This window comes from Dyadobacter subterraneus, from assembly GCF_015221875.1.
In the GTDB taxonomy this organism is placed as follows: domain Bacteria; phylum Bacteroidota; class Bacteroidia; order Cytophagales; family Spirosomataceae; genus Dyadobacter; species Dyadobacter subterraneus.
Genome location: NZ_JACYGY010000001.1, coordinates 813,552 through 831,116, shown reverse-complemented (window position 1 = coordinate 831,116; position 17,565 = coordinate 813,552). Strand labels below are relative to the sequence as shown.

The 17,565-nt window shown below is 40.0% G+C and carries 10 protein-coding genes; 3 read left to right on the top strand and 7 right to left on the bottom strand.

Translation table 11 applies throughout. From position 1 onward, the window contains the following. Together IEE83_RS03520 and IEE83_RS03515 are read right to left on the bottom strand one after the other, a co-directional pair. Positions 1-663, bottom strand: a complete 663-nt coding sequence (locus IEE83_RS03520) for an ABC transporter ATP-binding protein (protein WP_137340828.1) — start codon at positions 661-663, stop codon at positions 1-3. A 210-nt stretch (positions 664-873) separates the two neighbouring features. Beyond that, on the bottom strand, positions 874-2,286 hold the full coding sequence (locus IEE83_RS03515; RefSeq protein WP_194119240.1) for an alkaline phosphatase: 1,413 nt from the start codon (positions 2,284-2,286) through the stop codon (positions 874-876). Between the two features lie 372 nt (positions 2,287-2,658). Between IEE83_RS03515 and IEE83_RS03510 the strand changes: the two genes are divergently transcribed. Beyond that, on the top strand, positions 2,659-4,770 hold the full coding sequence (locus tag IEE83_RS03510) for an outer membrane protein assembly factor BamB family protein (RefSeq protein ID WP_194119239.1): 2,112 nt from the start codon (positions 2,659-2,661) through the stop codon (positions 4,768-4,770). A gap of 406 nt (positions 4,771-5,176) precedes the next feature. Here IEE83_RS03510 and IEE83_RS03505 read toward each other — a convergent pair whose 3' ends face one another. Further along, positions 5,177-5,923, bottom strand: a complete 747-nt coding sequence (locus IEE83_RS03505; RefSeq protein ID WP_194119238.1) for a DeoR/GlpR family DNA-binding transcription regulator — start codon at positions 5,921-5,923, stop codon at positions 5,177-5,179. A gap of 231 nt (positions 5,924-6,154) precedes the next feature. Between IEE83_RS03505 and IEE83_RS03500 the strand changes: the two genes are divergently transcribed. After that, positions 6,155-9,328 (top strand): SusC/RagA family TonB-linked outer membrane protein, encoded by a 3,174-nt coding sequence (locus IEE83_RS03500; protein ID WP_194119237.1) that lies wholly within the window; start codon positions 6,155-6,157, stop codon positions 9,326-9,328. Between the two features lie 27 nt (positions 9,329-9,355). Further along, a complete protein-coding gene (locus IEE83_RS03495) occupies positions 9,356-10,636 on the top strand; it encodes a RagB/SusD family nutrient uptake outer membrane protein (protein ID WP_194119236.1) in 1,281 nt (426 codons plus the stop codon). 667 nt (positions 10,637-11,303) lie between these two features. Here the strand turns inward: IEE83_RS03495 and IEE83_RS03490 are convergent. The 4 genes from IEE83_RS03490 to IEE83_RS03475 form a co-directional block, all read right to left on the bottom strand. Continuing rightward, complete coding sequence (locus tag IEE83_RS03490) at positions 11,304-11,720, bottom strand: pyridoxamine 5'-phosphate oxidase family protein (RefSeq protein ID WP_194119235.1); 417 nt, start codon at positions 11,718-11,720, stop codon at positions 11,304-11,306. Between the two features lie 142 nt (positions 11,721-11,862). After that, positions 11,863-14,241 (bottom strand): ABC transporter permease, encoded by a 2,379-nt coding sequence (locus IEE83_RS03485; protein WP_194119234.1) that lies wholly within the window; start codon positions 14,239-14,241, stop codon positions 11,863-11,865. A gap of 118 nt (positions 14,242-14,359) precedes the next feature. Further along, on the bottom strand, positions 14,360-16,753 hold the full coding sequence (locus tag IEE83_RS03480; RefSeq protein ID WP_194119233.1) for an ABC transporter permease: 2,394 nt from the start codon (positions 16,751-16,753) through the stop codon (positions 14,360-14,362). 131 nt (positions 16,754-16,884) lie between these two features. Then, positions 16,885-17,541, bottom strand: coding sequence for a hypothetical protein (locus tag IEE83_RS03475; protein ID WP_194119232.1), 657 nt, complete (start codon positions 17,539-17,541; stop codon positions 16,885-16,887). Positions 17,542-17,565 lie beyond the last annotated feature (24 nt).

Below are 17,565 nucleotides of genomic sequence, written 5' to 3'. Positions count from 1 at the left end.
TCAGGCCAGCCAGCCATCTTTCAGCCTGATTACGCGGTTACCATACGTAGCGTTAGCCTCCGAGTGGGTCACCTGTACAATCGTTACTTTATCTTCCTGATTAAGTTTTTGAAATAATTCCATGATTTCCACCGCCTGCTCAGAATGCAGATTTCCCGTTGGTTCATCCGCAAAAATCACTTTTGGATTATGTACAATTGCACGCGCTACACCTACCAATTGCTGCTGTCCGCCTGAAAGCTGATGCGGAAAAAGATCTTTTTTAGCTACCATATTGAAGCGGTCAAGCAATTCTGCCACGCGGCTTTTTCTTTCAGATCCTGAAACACCTTTGTAAAGCAGCGGCGTTTCGATGTTTTCATAAACCGTCAGTTCATCAATTAAATGATATGCCTGAAATACGAAACCAATATGATGACGGTGTAATTCTGTACGTTTTTTCTCAGTTAATTTTTGAACCGGTTCGTCCAGGAAAAGATATTCACCCTCCGACGGCTCTTCAAGCAATCCTAAAATATGCAGCAAAGTTGACTTTCCTGAACCGGATGGCCCCATAATTGAGACAAATTCGCCTTCTTTAATATTCAAATCAATGTGGCGCAACACGTATGTTTTGCCAAAACCTGCCGGATAGTGCTTGGAAATTTTTTCTAATTTGATCATTATAAATTATGATTTGAGATTTTGATTCACAAGAATAAAGACATTTACCGGTGATTCTAATTCTCTTTTGTTTATTTCGTTTTGAAAAAGCCTTGCCACAAATTTTTATTATTGAATATCAAACACTTACATTTTATACCAAAATAAAACCGTCCGAAATCGTACACTTTTGTACGGTTTCGGACGGTCAGTATTCTCCTGATTATTTGATCAGCTTTGCTTTCTTACATTGGTAGCATCCAGCATAAAATTATGCAGATCAGTGTTTTTTACAAATGGTTTTAACATTTCACTTCCCGGCCCAAACATCGCCAATTCTACGTAATCCGCAGAGTGATCCATACCCGCCCAACCGATGGAAGTATAGGCAGATTGTATCTGACCAAGTTCCTTAAAAGGAAGTTTCTTAGGATTATATAAGCCTTCTTCGTTCAAAGTCGTATAATGCGCCAGTAAACTTTCGGCCTCCGCCTTTTTGATCGCATAACCCTGCGCTTCTTCCAGTCGCTCGATAATTTGAGCAGCGGTAGAATTCTTGTTGATACCATTTAAAACCCAGTCATTACTATGTTTGAAATGGTGCATGTAATCGAAATTTTTCTCGGTCATTGAACCAGAAAATAATCCGGGATTTGCATTGCCGTGATCTGTTGTAATGATCACAAGTGTTTCCTTATCCTGTTCTGCAAAATCGATTGCTACTTTTATGGCATCATCAAAGGCTATCTGGTCATAAAGTAATCCGGCAGAATCGTTGGAATGGGCCGCCCAATCTACTTTTCCGCCTTCAACCTGCATTACAAAGCCATTTTTGTTTTTCTTTAATTTAGCAATCGCCGATTTTGTCATTTCAGCCAAAGTCGGGATTTGTTCCATTAATGTTGCATCATGCTGATGATCAACGGAAAATGGCAACGCATTATCAGCAAAAACGCCTAGTAAAGGTTTCGTTTCTGAGGCTGAAAGACTTAACAATTCCTTTTTTGTTTTCACCGTTACATAACCAGCCTCATCGAATTTTTTGTATACGTTATCTTTGTCTTTTCTCTTTGCCGGATCAAAATAATCCTGTCCGCCGCCCATCATTACATCAAATTTCAAAGGCAAATATTGCAGCGCAATATCATTCTGATCTCCTCTTGATTTGTTATTGATACAAAAACCAGCCGGTGTCGCGTGCGTGATCGGTACCGAGGTTACACAGCCAACAGACTTTCCTGCTTCTTTAAATTTTTGTAAAATCGGTTTGTTATAACTGCCATCAGGATTCGCGTTCAAAGAACCGTTATTGACACGAACTCCCCCGCCCCAGGCCGAACTTGCAGCAGCAGAATCTGTTACAAATGAATTGGCAGAAGCAGTATCCATAAAAGCACGTTTGGCTTTATTATCCAGATATAACTGCATCCAGTGACTTTGTCTTCCTTCTTTTCTTTGCAACAAAAGGCTGGCCATATTGAGTGTGCCGGTGCTCATTCCGTCACTTACCAGAAAAATTATATTTTTGGCGACCGTTCCACTTTTTACAATGCTGTTATTATTTCCCAACAAATTCAGGGGAGAAAACATAGAACCAGCTGCTATGGTAAGGGAGGAATTTCTAAAAAAATCTCTTCTTTTCATTTCAATTTGATCAGTTATAACCGGATTTACGATTTTTCAATAACTGACAAAGTACCGTTTTGAATATTATCGGATTGTGAGGAAAATATTGTATTTGGGTTAAATCCGAGGTGCTATATTGATTTACCAGACTTTTAAATATTTGTTTTTTCATTTTTGAACAAGGAAACGTCTACAAGATTTCAAGAACCTACTGTTTTTGGACAAAACCTTATTACTTAAACCTGAAAACTCAATATAATTTTCAACATCAAAATCTCCCAAAGCCAATAATTTATTTGAATTTCAACATTATTCATTCAAAACAATTAACTTCACTTTTCACGAAAAACTGTATTGGACATTTAAAATTTAAATCCCCTGAACCCGTTAATGAAAAAAATATTTTTACCAGCCATTGTCTTGATGGCCGTTTTACTTGTGTCGGCGCGACTAACAATTAATGACAAAAAAAAGTCTTCCGACATCGATTGGCCTGAATATCTTGGTGGCTCCGACCGAAATCATTACTCCACTTTAACACAAATCAATACTTCCAATGTTGGCCAGATAACCAAAGCCTGGGAATATCATTCCCTGGATTCCGGGCAGGTTCAATGCAATCCAATTATTGTAAACGGAACACTATATGGAGTTACAGCAACAAATCAGGTTTTTGCACTTGATGCCGCAACCGGAAAAGAAAAATGGAAATTCAAAGCCGGAAAAGGTGGCGGACTCAATACCAATCGCGGCGTTACATACTGGACCAGCGGAAGCGAATCCAGAATTTTGTATGCCTACGAATCCTGGCTTTATGCGCTGGACGCAAATTCCGGAAAACCGATTAAATCTTTTGGAGCAGATGGCAGAGTGAGTTTGAAAAAGGGCTTAGGTGAAACGGCAAAAGACAAATTTGTCATTTCGAATACACCCGGAACGCTTTTCGAAGATCTGATCATGATGCCGTTACGGCTTTCGGAAGGACCGGATGCAGCTCCCGGAAATATTCAGGCTTTTAATGTGCGCACCGGTGAATTGGCCTGGGTATTTCATACAATTCCGCATCCGGGAGAATTCGGATATGATACATGGCCAAAAGATGTTTACAAAAACACCGAAGTTGGTGCCGCCAATAACTGGTCAGGAATGGCAGTAGATAAAAAACGTGGTATTTTATTTGTGCCAACCGGTTCGGCAGGTTTTGATTTTTACGGAGGAAATCGTGCCGGACAAAATCTTTTTGCCAATAGCTTACTAGCACTGAACGCAAGAACGGGAAAAAGGATGTGGCATTTTCAACTTGTTCACCATGATATTTGGGACCGGGATATTCCTGCACCGCCCAATTTGGTAACTATCAAAAAAGACGGAAAAACAATTGATGCCGTTGCCCAGGTGACAAAAGCAGGGTTTGTTTACATTTTTGATCGTGTAACAGGAAAACCGGTTTATCCGATTAACGAGATAAAAGTGCCAAAAAGTGACATTCCGGAAGAAAAATCCTGGCCTACACAACCGGTACCAAGTATGCCAAAACCTTATGCGCGAACAACATTTACAGAATCAGACATTAATCCACACTCGGCCGATCGCGATTCTTTGTTGGCCGTTTATCGCAAAGCCAATAAGGGAATGTTTCATCCTTTTGGAAAAACACCTGCGATCATTTTGCCAGGTTTTGATGGCGGCGCAGAATGGGGCGGAGCTGCGGTGGATCCAAGTGGAATTATGTATGTCAACGCAAACGAAATGCCCTGGATTGCCAGTTTGTCCCCTACCCCAAAAGATGATGAATTATCAAATTTAAGTCCGGGACAACGGGTTTATACTTTGAATTGTGTAGTCTGCCACGGACCGGAGCGAAAAGGAAATCCCAGAAGCGGTTATCCTTCTCTGGTTGATATCGGACAACGACGTGAACGTGACTATGTATCTAAATTGATCACAAGTGGCAAAGGAATGATGCCTGGTTTTACGAGCATTACAGGCACGGAAAAACAGGCGCTTATTGCATTTTTGTTTGGGGATGAAAAAGTGGAAGTAAGTTCTGCGGATAAGGAGGAAAAAGGGCCTTTTGTTCCATACAAATTTAATGGATATAACAAATTTCTGGATAGCAAAGGATATCCGGCAATCAGTCCGCCATGGGGTACTTTGACTGCCATTGACTTAAATACAGGAAAACACGTGTGGCAAAAAACGCTGGGAGAATTTAAGGAATTGACAGCAAAAGGAATTGCTCCAACAGGAACGGAAAATTATGGCGGACCGGTCATAACAGCTGGTGGATTATTATTTATTGCCGCTACAAAAGATGGTATGTTCCGCGCTTTTGATAAGAAAACAGGAAAACTATTATGGCAAACAGAATTGCCTGCGGCAGGTTTCGCCACGCCAAGTACTTATGAAGTAAATGGAAAGCAATATATTGTTGTGGCCTGTGGAGGTACAAAACTTGGTACCAAAAAGGGTGATAGTTATGTAGCTTTTGCCTTGCCTTAATTTTGTTTTATGGAAAATGGATTATGTAATTATGTCACCCTTTCAGGGTTGGGATTTTTGCATGATCCATTTTGCTATAATAATGTCATCCCTTCGGGATTTTTGGAGCACAGAATATATTGGTTTAAAATTGAAATATAAGATTTGAGAAAAGTAGCAAACCAGAATATGCTTTCTTATGCAAAGATTTAAATCTTTGCGAATCCGTTTTTTCATAATTTCATCCAATCGAAATTACATAATATAACTTCGGGAATTCCATTTTATTCATAATCCCAAAGGGATGACATTATTACAGAATAGCTTCAATCTACGACCATAACCCTGAAAGGGTGGCATATGGATTTCTACGACCTATTTTTGGGTAATTCAAACATTACAATTGAAATACCTGCAAAAAAATCAATCATAAAATCACCAAATTCTCCCTCCTATACGCTTTCAGATCCGCACTTCCCGCTTCTAATTCCGTAACCAGATAATTAACCTCATCCAGATCACAAACGCGCAAACGCTGCACTGTGTCCAATTTTTCCGAAATCGTCAGGATTGCCGTTTGCTTTGATGCCTTCATCATGGCACGTTTGACCTGAACCGTTTCCATATCCGTTTCCGTAATTCCTTCATTAAAACTGATCCCATTTGCCCCTAAAATGCATAAATCCGCATGAATATCGGCAAGCCGACTAATCACTTCACCGCCAGAGCTGATCTGGGAGGTTTTAGCGATCGTCCCTCCCACAAAAATTACAGTTGCATTGGCATGATCACAAAGCTGCAAAGCCGTTAACAAGCTTACCGTAAAAAAAGTAGCCGTGATATCCATAGGAATCTGATGAATCAGTTCACTTACCGTTGTCCCACCGCCTATTACGATAAACATATCATTTTTGATCAAGGAAACTGCTTTTTGGGCGATTGCCTGTTTTGCCGAAGATGCATATGCCTGCGTCGTAGAATAATTGAACTGATAAGATTTTGATAACGCACCTCCATGCACTTTTACCAGTTTCCCCGCTTCCGCTAATTCATTCAGATCACGGCGAATGGTATCCTCTGAAACGTTGAGCAAAGTACTTAAATCCGAAGAAAGTGCACGGTTGTGCAGATTTATCTGCTTCATGATGAGCATTTGTCTTTCTTTCTTCATCATGGAGGTGGCAGGCTGAATCATAAGTATAGTTAGGTAATTCTTTAAATATTCTAAAAAACGATTTAATATTTTCGATAAAAGTATTTATAAAAAATAATCTACGGCATTTTTAATATATATTATTTATAAAAACTTTTATTGCTCTATTGATAATTGAAATCCATATGCGGATATTTGTCGGAATTAATGCGTTTTTCTGAGCTTTTGTAACATCTCCTTAAAAAATCATTTATGAGAAAAAAGGTCTATTTATTTATACACCACCTGCGGTCTTTGACTGTGCTGGCAGTGGTGATGCTTGTGTCTATACAGGCAATGGCGCAGTCCTACGTCATCAAAGGGAAAGTGAAGGACGACAGCGGACAGGGCGTACCTGGCGTTTCCGTACTTATTAGTGGAAGCAATGTTGGAAGTGTCACCGATGCGGAAGGTACTTATTCGCTCAACGCCGACTTGAAACCCGGAAATTATTCCTTGAATTTTTCATCGATCGGGTATGCGCCTTTCAGCCAGAATTTCACACTGGGATCTCAAACGTCACTGGTTATTGATGTCACAATCAAAGAAGCAGTAGCCGTTCTGGATGAAGTGGTTGTGACGGGTTCAACAATTAAATCAACAAGAAGACAATTAGGGAATTCGATTAATTCGATCAGTTCAAAAGAGCTGGTTAATTCCGGTTCTGCGAATTTATTTTCTGCATTACAGGGTAAAGTTCCGGGTGCGCAGATTACACAAAACTCCGGAGATCCTTCCGGTGGGATAACAATCCGTCTTCGCGGTATCAAATCTTTGCAGGGAAATTCAGATCCTTTGTATGTTATCGACGGTGTTATTTTGAGCAATGCATCGGTGAATGTTTCGCAATATGCCCTGGCTGACCAGGTTGGTTCGGCGGTTGTTGGAACAAACCGTATGGCTGATATAAATCCGGCTGATATTGAATCGATGAATATTATTAACGGTGCAGCTGCGGCAGCTCAGTATGGTTCCCGTGCTTCAAACGGTGTGGTTTTGATCACAACAAAACGTGGAAAAAACGGAGCTCCTCAGATTAATTTTTCTACAAGTGTTAGTGTAAACGAGCTTCGTAAAAAATTAAAGATCAGCACTTACGGGAAACAATTTGGTTATTCAAGTTTACGTCTTGGAACGATTACCGGCTTAACAGCAGCACAAATCGCAGCAAATCCGGGAACGACGACGACACCAATTACCCGTGACGGAGTTACTGCAAACCTTGCAACCAACGAAGTAGACGTGCAACGTTACGATTATCAGGATGAGATTTTCAGAACAGGCGTTGGTACTGACAATGCACTTTCAATTAGCGGTGGAAACGAGAAAACGCAGTATTATGCTTCTCTTTCTTACATGAAAAACCAGGGGATTGTGGTTGGAACTGATTTTCAGCGTTACGGACTTCGTGTTCGTCTGGAACAAAGACTGGCGAGCTGGGCGAAACTTTCTACCGGAATTACCTACAACAACAGCTTTTCCAATGAAAAACCAAACGGAAACGTTTTTTATAGTCCGATTAACTCGCTTAACATTACCAACAACATTTACGATATAACAAAACGTGACGCAAACGGTAATTTGCAGGCAGTTGAACCAACACGTGTGAATCCGTTGACAGTTGTGGAGGATATGAAATTCACGCAGGCTGTAAACCGTACTGTAAATGATGTTCAATTAAATCTGACTCCGTTGAAAGGTTTGAATATCGACTGGGTTTTTGGTATCGATGCATTTTCACAATTAGGAAAAAACCTGATTCCGCCATATCCATATGCCACGGTTTCCGGACTTCCTGCTGAACGTTATCCAAAAGGTTTTGCTGCCAATGTGAACAGTACAACTTTCCAGTATAACAACGATATTAACGTTTCCTACGAACGTGATCTAACGCCGGATTTCAAACTAAACGTTGTTGCCGGAACAAGTTATCAAAACAGCAAAACTGATATTTCCTCTTCCAGCGGACAAAATCTTGCACCTTTCATTCAGACTGTAAGTGGTGCGGCAAGTACGACTGTAAAAGCAAATTATACTTTGGATCAGTTTGATCTTTTCGGGATATTCGGACAGGCAACTTTTGGATATAAAAATCTTGCATTTATCACCGGTGCAGTTCGTAGTGACCGTTCTTCGAAATTCTCTTCTTCGCAATCCCATCAGACTTATCCAAAATTCAGCGCAAGCTTTATCCCGTCTGATCTTGATTTCTGGTCAAAAGGAAGTCTGGCCCAAGTTATCAATACAGCAAAACTTCGTTACTCCTGGGGTAAATCCGGTAACATGACCGGTATCGGAAGTTATGACCGTTTTTGGCAATATAATTCAGTTCCATTTTTAGGTCAAAACACAATTTTACCAAGTGGTACTTTGGCCAATCAAAATGTAAGACCCGAATTTATGACTGAAAATGAAGGTGGTGTTGACCTTACTTTCCTGAATAATAAACTGACTTTGGGTGTAACTGCTTACAAGCAAAAAATCACTGATCTTGTTGTAAACCGTGTTTTGGCTGCTACAAGTGGTGGAACAAGTGCTATTGACAACGTAGGCGAAATGCAGAACAAAGGTTATGAGGTAAGTTTGAGCTACACACCAATCCAGACCAAGGATTTCACCTGGGATGTAAGTGTGATTTACAGTCACAACCGTAACAAAATTATTAAACTGGGAAGTCCGTTGATTCTTCAAAACACAGTTTCCGGCGCTCCGTCCTACCTGATTGAAGGGCAGGCTGCCAGCGTATTTTACGGAACATTCTTCGCACGTGATGAAAATGGAAATCAAAAATTAACAAAACAAGGTCTGCCTCAATCTCAAAAAGGAGTTCAATCGGTAACAGATCCTTTGTCTTATACCGCTTCACCGGTAGATGCTGAGGGACAACCTACTACCAATACCACGGTGAGAAAAATCATTGGAAATCCTAACCCGAAATGGACCGGATCTTTCGTGAGTAATTTCACTTACAAACGCATTGGTTTCCGCTTCCTTCTTGACGCTGTTCAGGGTATGCAGGTATTTAATGCTGACCGTCGTACGCGTCAGGGTGTTGGTATCGGCGATTATTCTGAAAGAGAATTGAAAGGCGAACTTCCACGTGGTTATGTTTATTCGATTTACAACACAGAAGAATGGCGGGTTGACAATGCATCTTTCGTGAAACTTCGCGAGATCAGCCTCTCCTATTCTTTGCCAAACATTTTGAAAAATGTTAAAAATATAAACATCGCACTTTCTGGCCGCAACCTTATTTCATGGGATAAATACGATGGTTATGATCCTGAAACAAATGCTGGTGGTAACAGTGACTTATTGCGTGGTGTCGATTTTGGAAACGTGCCAATTCCGCGCACTTATCAGCTAAAAATTTCCGCCAGTTTTTAATTTGCTCATTAACACAATCTTATTGACATGAAAAAAACACTTATATATACGATTCTGGCGTCAGGAATTTTAACATTCAGTTCCTGTGAGCAAAAAGAATTTCTCAACCCAAGTGCGGCCAGTGAAACGCAGGTTGTAAACGATGTTTACGGACTTGTGGCACTTGCCAACGGGCTACAATACCGTTACAGTGTAGGTGGTGGCGGTGTGGTTTATTCCATGATTTCGGCCAACGGACTTACAACAAAAGAATTGCTGGTACTAAATGCAGGAAACACAGATCTTGATTTATTAAGCAAAGGTTCAGGAAACGTGCAGGGCAGCAACGCTGTGATTACTTCACTTTGGGCACAAAGTCACCTGACGAAATCCAACGCGGATATTGTTTTGAAAAATATTGACAAGGCAGGCGATCCGGCATTAAAAAGCGGAATTCTTGCTTACGCATCTATTTTCAGGGCTTTGGCTTTGGGTGATCTGGCAGAATTCTGGCAGCAGGCGCCAATTGGGACCGGAACAAATATCACTTTTAATACAAGGGAAGAAGTTTTAAAAGAAGCGGTAGCTACTTTGGAAACAGCGGCCGCTTCTATTGCCACGACGCCGCCATCATCTGACTTTACAACGCGGGTTGTAAACAGTATCGATATGCCCAATACGATCCAGGCTTTGATAGCGCGTTACAGTTTGATGTTGGGTGATTATGACAAAGCATTGACCGCAGCAAACAAAGTTGATCTGACAAAAAAATCAGCCTTTAACTATGATGATGTTAGTCAGAACCCAATATTTTTCAGTTCGTTTGGAAACAGAAATGTAACGGAACCGATCAGTACTGCACTTGGCTTGCCGGATGCATTGAAACCTGATGCTGCCGACAAACGTGTAAACTTTTACACGCAAACTGCTGCACCTACCAAAAATCTGGGAACCGGCTTTTTCACTGCTAACACAGCGCAGATTCCCGTTTATTTGCCAGGAGAAGTTATGCTGATCAAAGCAGAAGTAATAGCCAGAAAAGGCCCTCTCGCTTCTGCCATTATCGAATTGGACAAAGTCCGTACTAAAACAACAGATGCCTGGGGAATTGGTGCTGCTTTACCTGCTTACACAGGTGGTACTGATGCTGCTTCGGTTTTAACTGAGATTTACAGAAACCGTTGTATTGAGTTATTCATGTCTGGTTTGAAACTGGAAGACAGCCGTCGCTTCGGACGTCCGGCAACGGAACGGAACCGCGACTGGTATCCTTATCCAACCAACGAACGCCAGAATAATACAAGCACACCGGCTGATCCGGCAAACTGATCTTTTGAAATAAAAGTAAATGCCAAAATCGGGAAATTCCTGATTCTGGCATTTTGCTTTTTCCTCTATATGGAAAATCTAACGATATTTTATTTTCATGGCTCTTTTTTGATGGCTGCCGTTTGATGAATAGTGGTCCCGACAATGGTCAGAACCACTATTGTATTACCAGCAACCTATCCAGTATGATTCTGAATGAAATCTAATGGACTTCAAACACTAAAAAATAGATGCCAGAAAATAAGTATTTGATTTGCAATTATTTAAAATATTTTATTTATAATAAAATGTTCGATAGCGAACAGCTTTGTTCGGTTTTATCAAAATAATTAATAATGACAACGTACCATTTCAAACAAATCCATTACCAGAATTTCCAGGAAATAAATTCCCAGGTTGCAGTGTCGGTTACTCTAATAGCATTTTATATCCCAGCCCAGGGATAAATTCCCCGGCGACAATATTAGTTATGCCGATGGCATTTTATGTTCCCAGACCAAGAGATAAATTCCATGGCTACAATGTCGGTCATGCCAATGGCATTTTATATCCTACCCAGGGGATAAATTCCCCGGCGACAATATTAGTTATGCCGATGGCATTTTATATCCCAACCCAGTGGATAAATCCCCTGGCTACAATGTCGGTCATGCCGAGGGCATTTTTCTCACAATTTCACTTCGCCTTCTTCTTCTTTTTGCCAATATTTGATACGATCTGCTTTCACTTTTATCATCACGACACCTGGCGTATCCAGTCCTTTTTCAAACCATTGATCCAGTTCCGGCAGCCAGTGATCCTCCATTTCTTTACGTTCAGTGCTCAGTTCGGCTTTCCCGGAAACTGAAATGTAAATATCATTTTTACCCTGAAAACCCAGATTAACGTGATTGTTTTTTTCAATATCCTTACTCGCTCGTGAACCTTCCCAGGTGAAGAAATAGGAATTTCCGTCATATTCTACTTCTCCATTATTACTCATTGGCCGCGATGCCAATGCTCCGTGCGCTGTCGTTGTACTTAACATGCAAATATCAATATCCTTCATGATTTTGCTTACATCCTTTAATGTTTTATCAGCCATAGTTTTGATGATTATTTTATCCAGAGGGATATTAAAATAATGCCAGAAAATAAGCCAATAAACCGAAGTATCCTTTTCGCGATTCCCACAAAAAATAATTTTTTATTGTTGAAATGATGAAGTCCGGAACGGCCAATCCACATTATTCCGAGCGCAGCGATTTTACCGGATTCATTAAAGCGGCTTTAATTGCCTGAAAACTTACCGTAGCAATGGCTATTGATAAAGCGATAAAACCGGCTAAAACAAAAATCCAAGGGGAAATTTCAATTCTGTAAGCAAATTCCAGCAGCCATCGGTTCATGCCATACCATGCAAGTGGTGAAGCAATTAAAATGGAAACTACTACCATCTTAATAAAATCAATTGACAGTAAACCAACAATTCCAGATACGGAAGCACCCATCACTTTTCTGACACCAACTTCACGGGTTCGGCGGGTAATGGTGAAGGCCGATAATCCCAATAATCCCAGACAGGAAATCAGAATAGCAAAGGCTGCAAATCCGATAAATAATTTACCAAATCGCTGCTCGTCACGGTATTGATTATTGTAAGCTTCGTCGGCAAAGAAATAAACTAACGGCAAATCAGGCACAAGCTCTTTCCATTTCTTTTCCAGTTGCTGAATTCGCTCAGGCATGTTTTCGGCTGAAACATTTAAAGTAAGAAAAGTGAAAAATCCTGGTGAGATGCGAAGCATCAACGGCTGGACCTGCTCCTGAAATGAACGGAAATGAAAATCCTTAACCACACCAATCACCAACCCATTGACGTTCAATTGTGAAAATCGTTTCCCGATCACTTCCTGCGGATTTGCATAACCCAGACTTTTTACCGCCGATTCATTAATCAAAATAGTTTCCCTTAAATCCGATCCAAATTGTTTTGAAAAAGCCCTTCCGGCAATCACTGAAATCTCATATTGCTTCAAAAAATCATAATCGACAAAATAAGTATCCAGCTGAAAATCCTGCATGTCGCTGCTTTTATTTTCAAGTTTTGAAGGATAAATGTGATTCGATTTGCCAGGAATACTGGAAGAAATTGTTGCCGCTGTTACCCCCGGAATTTTTGTTAACTGATCTTTTATCGACTCTTCATGATTCGTAATCTTATTGTCATATTGGAAATCAACAACCAGCATATGATCTTTTTTGAATCCCAATTCCTGATTCTGCATAAAATGAAGCTGGCTGTAAACCACAAAAGTTGCAACGATCAGAATTATTGAAATCGAAAACTGGGTTATGACTAACGCTTTTCGAAATGCAATTCCTTTTGAAACAGAAATAAATCCGCCTTTAAGAATACTGACAGGCTGAAAACGGGATAGAAAAAACGCAGGATAAATGCCGGAAAGCAAGCCGATAATAACAGCGATCAGAAACAATATCCCCAGATTTTCAGGATTTTGGAATATACTGGTACTAACTGTTTTCCCTGCCAAATCATTAAAATAAGGCAAAAACAGACTGCAAAATAATATTGAAAGCAGAAAGGAAGTAAAAGCCAAAACCAGCGCTTCAATCAAAAACTGAAAAATTAAAAGACCTTTTGTAGTACCCAAAACCTTTCTAACACCAATTTCCTTAGCCCGTTGAATGGACAAAGCAGTGGTCAGATTGATAAAATTGAAGCAGGCTATAAAAAGTACAAATGCCGCGACAAATGAAAAAATATAAACATGATTACGATTTCCTGACACCGAACTACCCGTTTTGGAGCCCCGCGGTTTTGCATCCAGATAAACACTTTTTAATGGTTCCAACGCCAATGAATACTGACCTTTACTTTGATCAATATGTTCTTTTACAAAACCCGGAAATTTTGCTTCCAACACGGTGGGGTTCTGATTTTCAGGCAGCAACAAATAAGTGTAAAAGAAAAATCGTTTTGAGTTCTGCATCCATTCTTCACCCAATGTTGACATCGAAAAAAGCATATCAACTTTAAAATGTGAATTATCAGGAATATCTTTCATGACGCCGGTGACTGCCGCCTGTTCTTTTCCGTTGACTTTCAAAGTTTTACCAACCGGATTTTCTTCACCAAAATATTTACGTGCCGATTTTTCAGACAAGATCACAGAATAAGGAACATTCAGACTTTCCTTTGGATTTCCGCTTAATAATGGAAAAGTAAAAACTGAAAATATTGACGAATCCGCATAAGCTACCTTTTCTTCACTGTACTGCTCTTTATCTTTTTGAATAATCAGGTAATCAAGGAAAATCCTCGTGGATGCCTGAACTTCCGGGAAAGCGGATTGAATTGCTGGCGCCATAGTCGCCGTACTACTTAACTGATCTGTTCCATGGTCGGTTTTGATATCCGTAACCAGACGATAAATCCTGTCTGATTTTTCATGATAAGTATCATAGCTCAGCTCAAAACGTACAAACAACAAAGCAAAATAACAGACACTCATACCAATGGTAAGACCAATCAGATTAATGATTGAAAATCCTTTTTGCTTCAATAAATAGCGTATGGCCGTGGTAAAATAATTTTTGAGCATAGCTGAGCAGTTTTAGTTAAGTGGTGAGTATTTCGTTTAGCCCTTTTTACAAACCGAAGCGGTTTTACCAAATTTTTCAATCTGGTAAAACCGCATGACTAATAGATCAGGTTTAAACTTATTCCGATTTTAGTGATTTGACAGGATCCATCAACGCAGCACTGATTGACCTATAACCGACCGTCAGCGCAGCGATTAATAATGTGGCACCGATGGCCAGAAGGAAAATCCCTGCCCCTATTTCTTCTCTATATTTAAAATCTTGCAGCCAGCCATTCATTACCCACCAGGCCAAAGGTGCAGCAATGGCAAATGCGATGAGTAAAAGCCGGACAAATTCTTTCCCAAACATCCAGACAATATTTCCGATACTTGCTCCCAAAACTTTTCTCACACCAATTTCCTTGGTTTTTTGAGCAGCCATAAATGAAACTAAACCATACAATCCAAGACAGCCGATAAAAATTGCTGTGCCGGCAAAGAACTGGATCAATTGCAGCATAATCCTATCCAATTCATAGAATTCAGCGATTTTATCATCCAGAAAAGCTGATTTGAAAACGTATTCCGGATACGTATCATTCCAAATTTTTTCAATGGCAGTCAGCGTCGGCTTCATATTGGCCATATTAATATTAACTGCATAATTCCGGTAACCCTTGTAGTTGGCCATAATGCAGACCGGTTCAATATTGCTCCGGAATGAATAATTGTAAAAATCTTTTACTACACCAACCACCCTCGCTTTTTGAGTATTTCCATTGATACTGATCTGTTTCCCAATGATTTCATCAACTGATTGTAGTTTTAGCTTTTTAACCAGCATTTCGTTTACAACAAATTCACGCAAAGTATCAGACGGCATAATATTACGCCCGGCAACCAGTTTCAAGCCAAAGGTTTTGATATACTGATCGTCCGCGCTTTTCATATTGATGCCAAATTGTTCGTCCTCAGCACGTGCCGCATAACGCAGTCCTGTTGTATTGTTAGAACTCGCAGCCGGCGCAGCAAAACAGAAAGTACCCGATTTCACACCGGGAAGTTCTGTAATTCTGGATTTAAGTGTACTCATTTTGGAAAGATCCGTAACCGGAAGCGGTATCATTACCATGGCGTCTTTATTGAAACCGAGATCTGATTTTTGAGAAAAACGCATCTGGTTAGCGATCACAATGGTACCAATGATCAAGATTTGGGAAATGGCAAACTGTGTGACCACAAGGCCTCTTCTTAATGTAAATCCTCCTGCACTTTTTTGAGATATTTTGCCTTTCAGGGCCAAAATTGGTTGAAAACCAGCAAGAATTAATCCCGGATAAGAGCCAGAAAAGAAAGTAACTGTAATGACTAATCCTGTTAAAAATAGTATCAACGTAAGATCAGAAATCAGTGAAATGGCCAAATGCGCTTTGAACAATTCATTCACATATGGCAGTGCCAGGTAAGAAAGAATAAGTCCGATCAGCAGTGCGAAAAATGTAATTAATGCTGTTTCGCAAATAAACTGCCAGAAAAGCTGGGATTTCAGACTGCCCAAAACTTTTCTTACACCGATTTCTTTTGAGCGGCTTAAAGCCTGCGCAGTAGCCAGATTTACAAAATTTACGCACGCCGTTACAATCAGAAAAATACCGATAAAAGACAATGCCCAAAGGTTTTTCTTTTCGATATAACCGCCCAGTTCAGCATTGAAGTGAATGTCGGAAAAAGGTTGAAGCTTAAATTGCCAGCCGGCTGCATCTTTAGGCGGATAGTATTTTTTGGATATTGCCGGAAGTGCTTTCTCAACCATAGCCTGTGTTATGCCTTTTTTCAGCAAAACAAAACAATTGGATCCTGAATAAACCCCCATCCAGCTATCATCTTTGGCCAGCCAGGGATTTTCGTCTTTCAGGTTTTCCCATGGAAGATAAATTTCCTGTTTACGATCCGTATTAACCGGCAAGTCCTCTAAAATACCTGTGATTTTATAATTCGTTTCATTATTGATACGGATCACCTGACCAATCGCATTTGTTTTACCGAAATACTTTTCCGCAATTTTTTGTGTGATGATCGCGGAATTCGGTTCAGTCAAAACCGTTTTTTTATCTCCCTCCAACAAAGGAAAATTTAGTATATCAAAAAAATCCGGCTCAGCATAAGCTACACCGTTTTCTTCTTCAAATTTCTTGTTATCCTTGGAGCCGGGAATTGAGATCAGCTGATCACCATAGGCAACAACTCTGGCTGTCTTTTCAGCAAAACCGAAATCATTACGTATTGCCTTTCCCAAAGGTGCGGGAACACCACTCTCCTTACTCACAGTTTCATTATGAAATTCAGTCAGTACCCGGTAAATCCGGTCAGAATTGGAATGGAAGTTATCAAAACTTAAATGATATCTGACGAGTACAAAAATCAGAATAGCACAGCTTATGCCCAGGGCCAAACCAAGCACATTGATAAAAGCATAAGCTTTGCTTCGTTGTAAATTTCGAAGCGCGATCTTGAAATAGTTTTTAAGCATAACTTTGGAGTGATTACAAAGCTAATAGCAAAAAACTATTCCATTTTTTACAATATCTGATTATCAAACACTTAGTTAAAATTGAAGTGTTCAATATCGAACAATTTGTTCAGTGACGGACGATTACAATGTTATTTTTGCGTTATTTTCAAATCGGAAAAATCTCCATCCGACTCATATCCAACCCAAAATCCTATTTTCTCCTTATTACTATTCCCGAGCTTTTTAACAACTAAACTTGGCTCAGTACTGTTGTTCACAAAAACTTTAACATCCAGGCCGTCAACAACTATTTTCGCATGTAACCAGCCTTCCGGTTCAGGTGCCGGATTTATAGGTTTTTCGTATTGATTTGGATGTTCTTTTCTCAAAAGCGGCCAGTCAAATTTTGGCAGGGAAATATATTGAACGGAATGATTTCGCCTTTCTGTTTCAGTGGATCTAAAATTAAACGGGCGAAAATAAATTGCATCATAAGTACTATCATTCGAACCGTGAAAGGCGATACCGACAAAACTTTGCTGCAATACATTTTTCCCTTTTACGTCAAACTCGATAATTCCGTCTGAAAATCTGAGGTCATCAATCCATGCAATTCCAGTGCTGGGTTTCGCATCGAAATGAAGAACCTTTTTCTTTTCACCTACCATGATTTCCGTAATTGAACGATTTACGGCAACAATTTTATGCGCTTTAAGCAAGGCAGATAAATCAGGCTCAATGACCTTTTGTGCCCTACAAACTAAACCTGCAAAAATGAAAATTATGACAAAAATTGATTTGAACATATTTGGGATTTTTATTCTGATTGA

Bases quoted from the DNA above. Each gene is read 5' to 3' on its own strand.
- IEE83_RS03520 (WP_137340828.1), bottom strand. From the start codon at position 663: ATGATCAAATTAGAAAAAATTTCCAAGCACTATCCGGCAGGTTTTGGC.
- IEE83_RS03515 (WP_194119240.1), bottom strand. From the start codon at position 2,286: ATGAAAAGAAGAGATTTTTTTAGAAATTCCTCCCTTACCATAGCAGCT.
- IEE83_RS03510 (WP_194119239.1), top strand. From the start codon at position 2,659: ATGAAAAAAATATTTTTACCAGCCATTGTCTTGATGGCCGTTTTACTT.
- IEE83_RS03505 (WP_194119238.1), bottom strand. From the start codon at position 5,923: ATGATGAAGAAAGAAAGACAAATGCTCATCATGAAGCAGATAAATCTG.
- IEE83_RS03500 (WP_194119237.1), top strand. From the start codon at position 6,155: ATGAGAAAAAAGGTCTATTTATTTATACACCACCTGCGGTCTTTGACT.
- IEE83_RS03495 (WP_194119236.1), top strand. From the start codon at position 9,356: ATGAAAAAAACACTTATATATACGATTCTGGCGTCAGGAATTTTAACA.
- IEE83_RS03490 (WP_194119235.1), bottom strand. From the start codon at position 11,720: ATGGCTGATAAAACATTAAAGGATGTAAGCAAAATCATGAAGGATATT.
- IEE83_RS03485 (WP_194119234.1), bottom strand. From the start codon at position 14,241: ATGCTCAAAAATTATTTTACCACGGCCATACGCTATTTATTGAAGCAA.
- IEE83_RS03480 (WP_194119233.1), bottom strand. From the start codon at position 16,753: ATGCTTAAAAACTATTTCAAGATCGCGCTTCGAAATTTACAACGAAGC.
- IEE83_RS03475 (WP_194119232.1), bottom strand. From the start codon at position 17,541: ATGTTCAAATCAATTTTTGTCATAATTTTCATTTTTGCAGGTTTAGTT.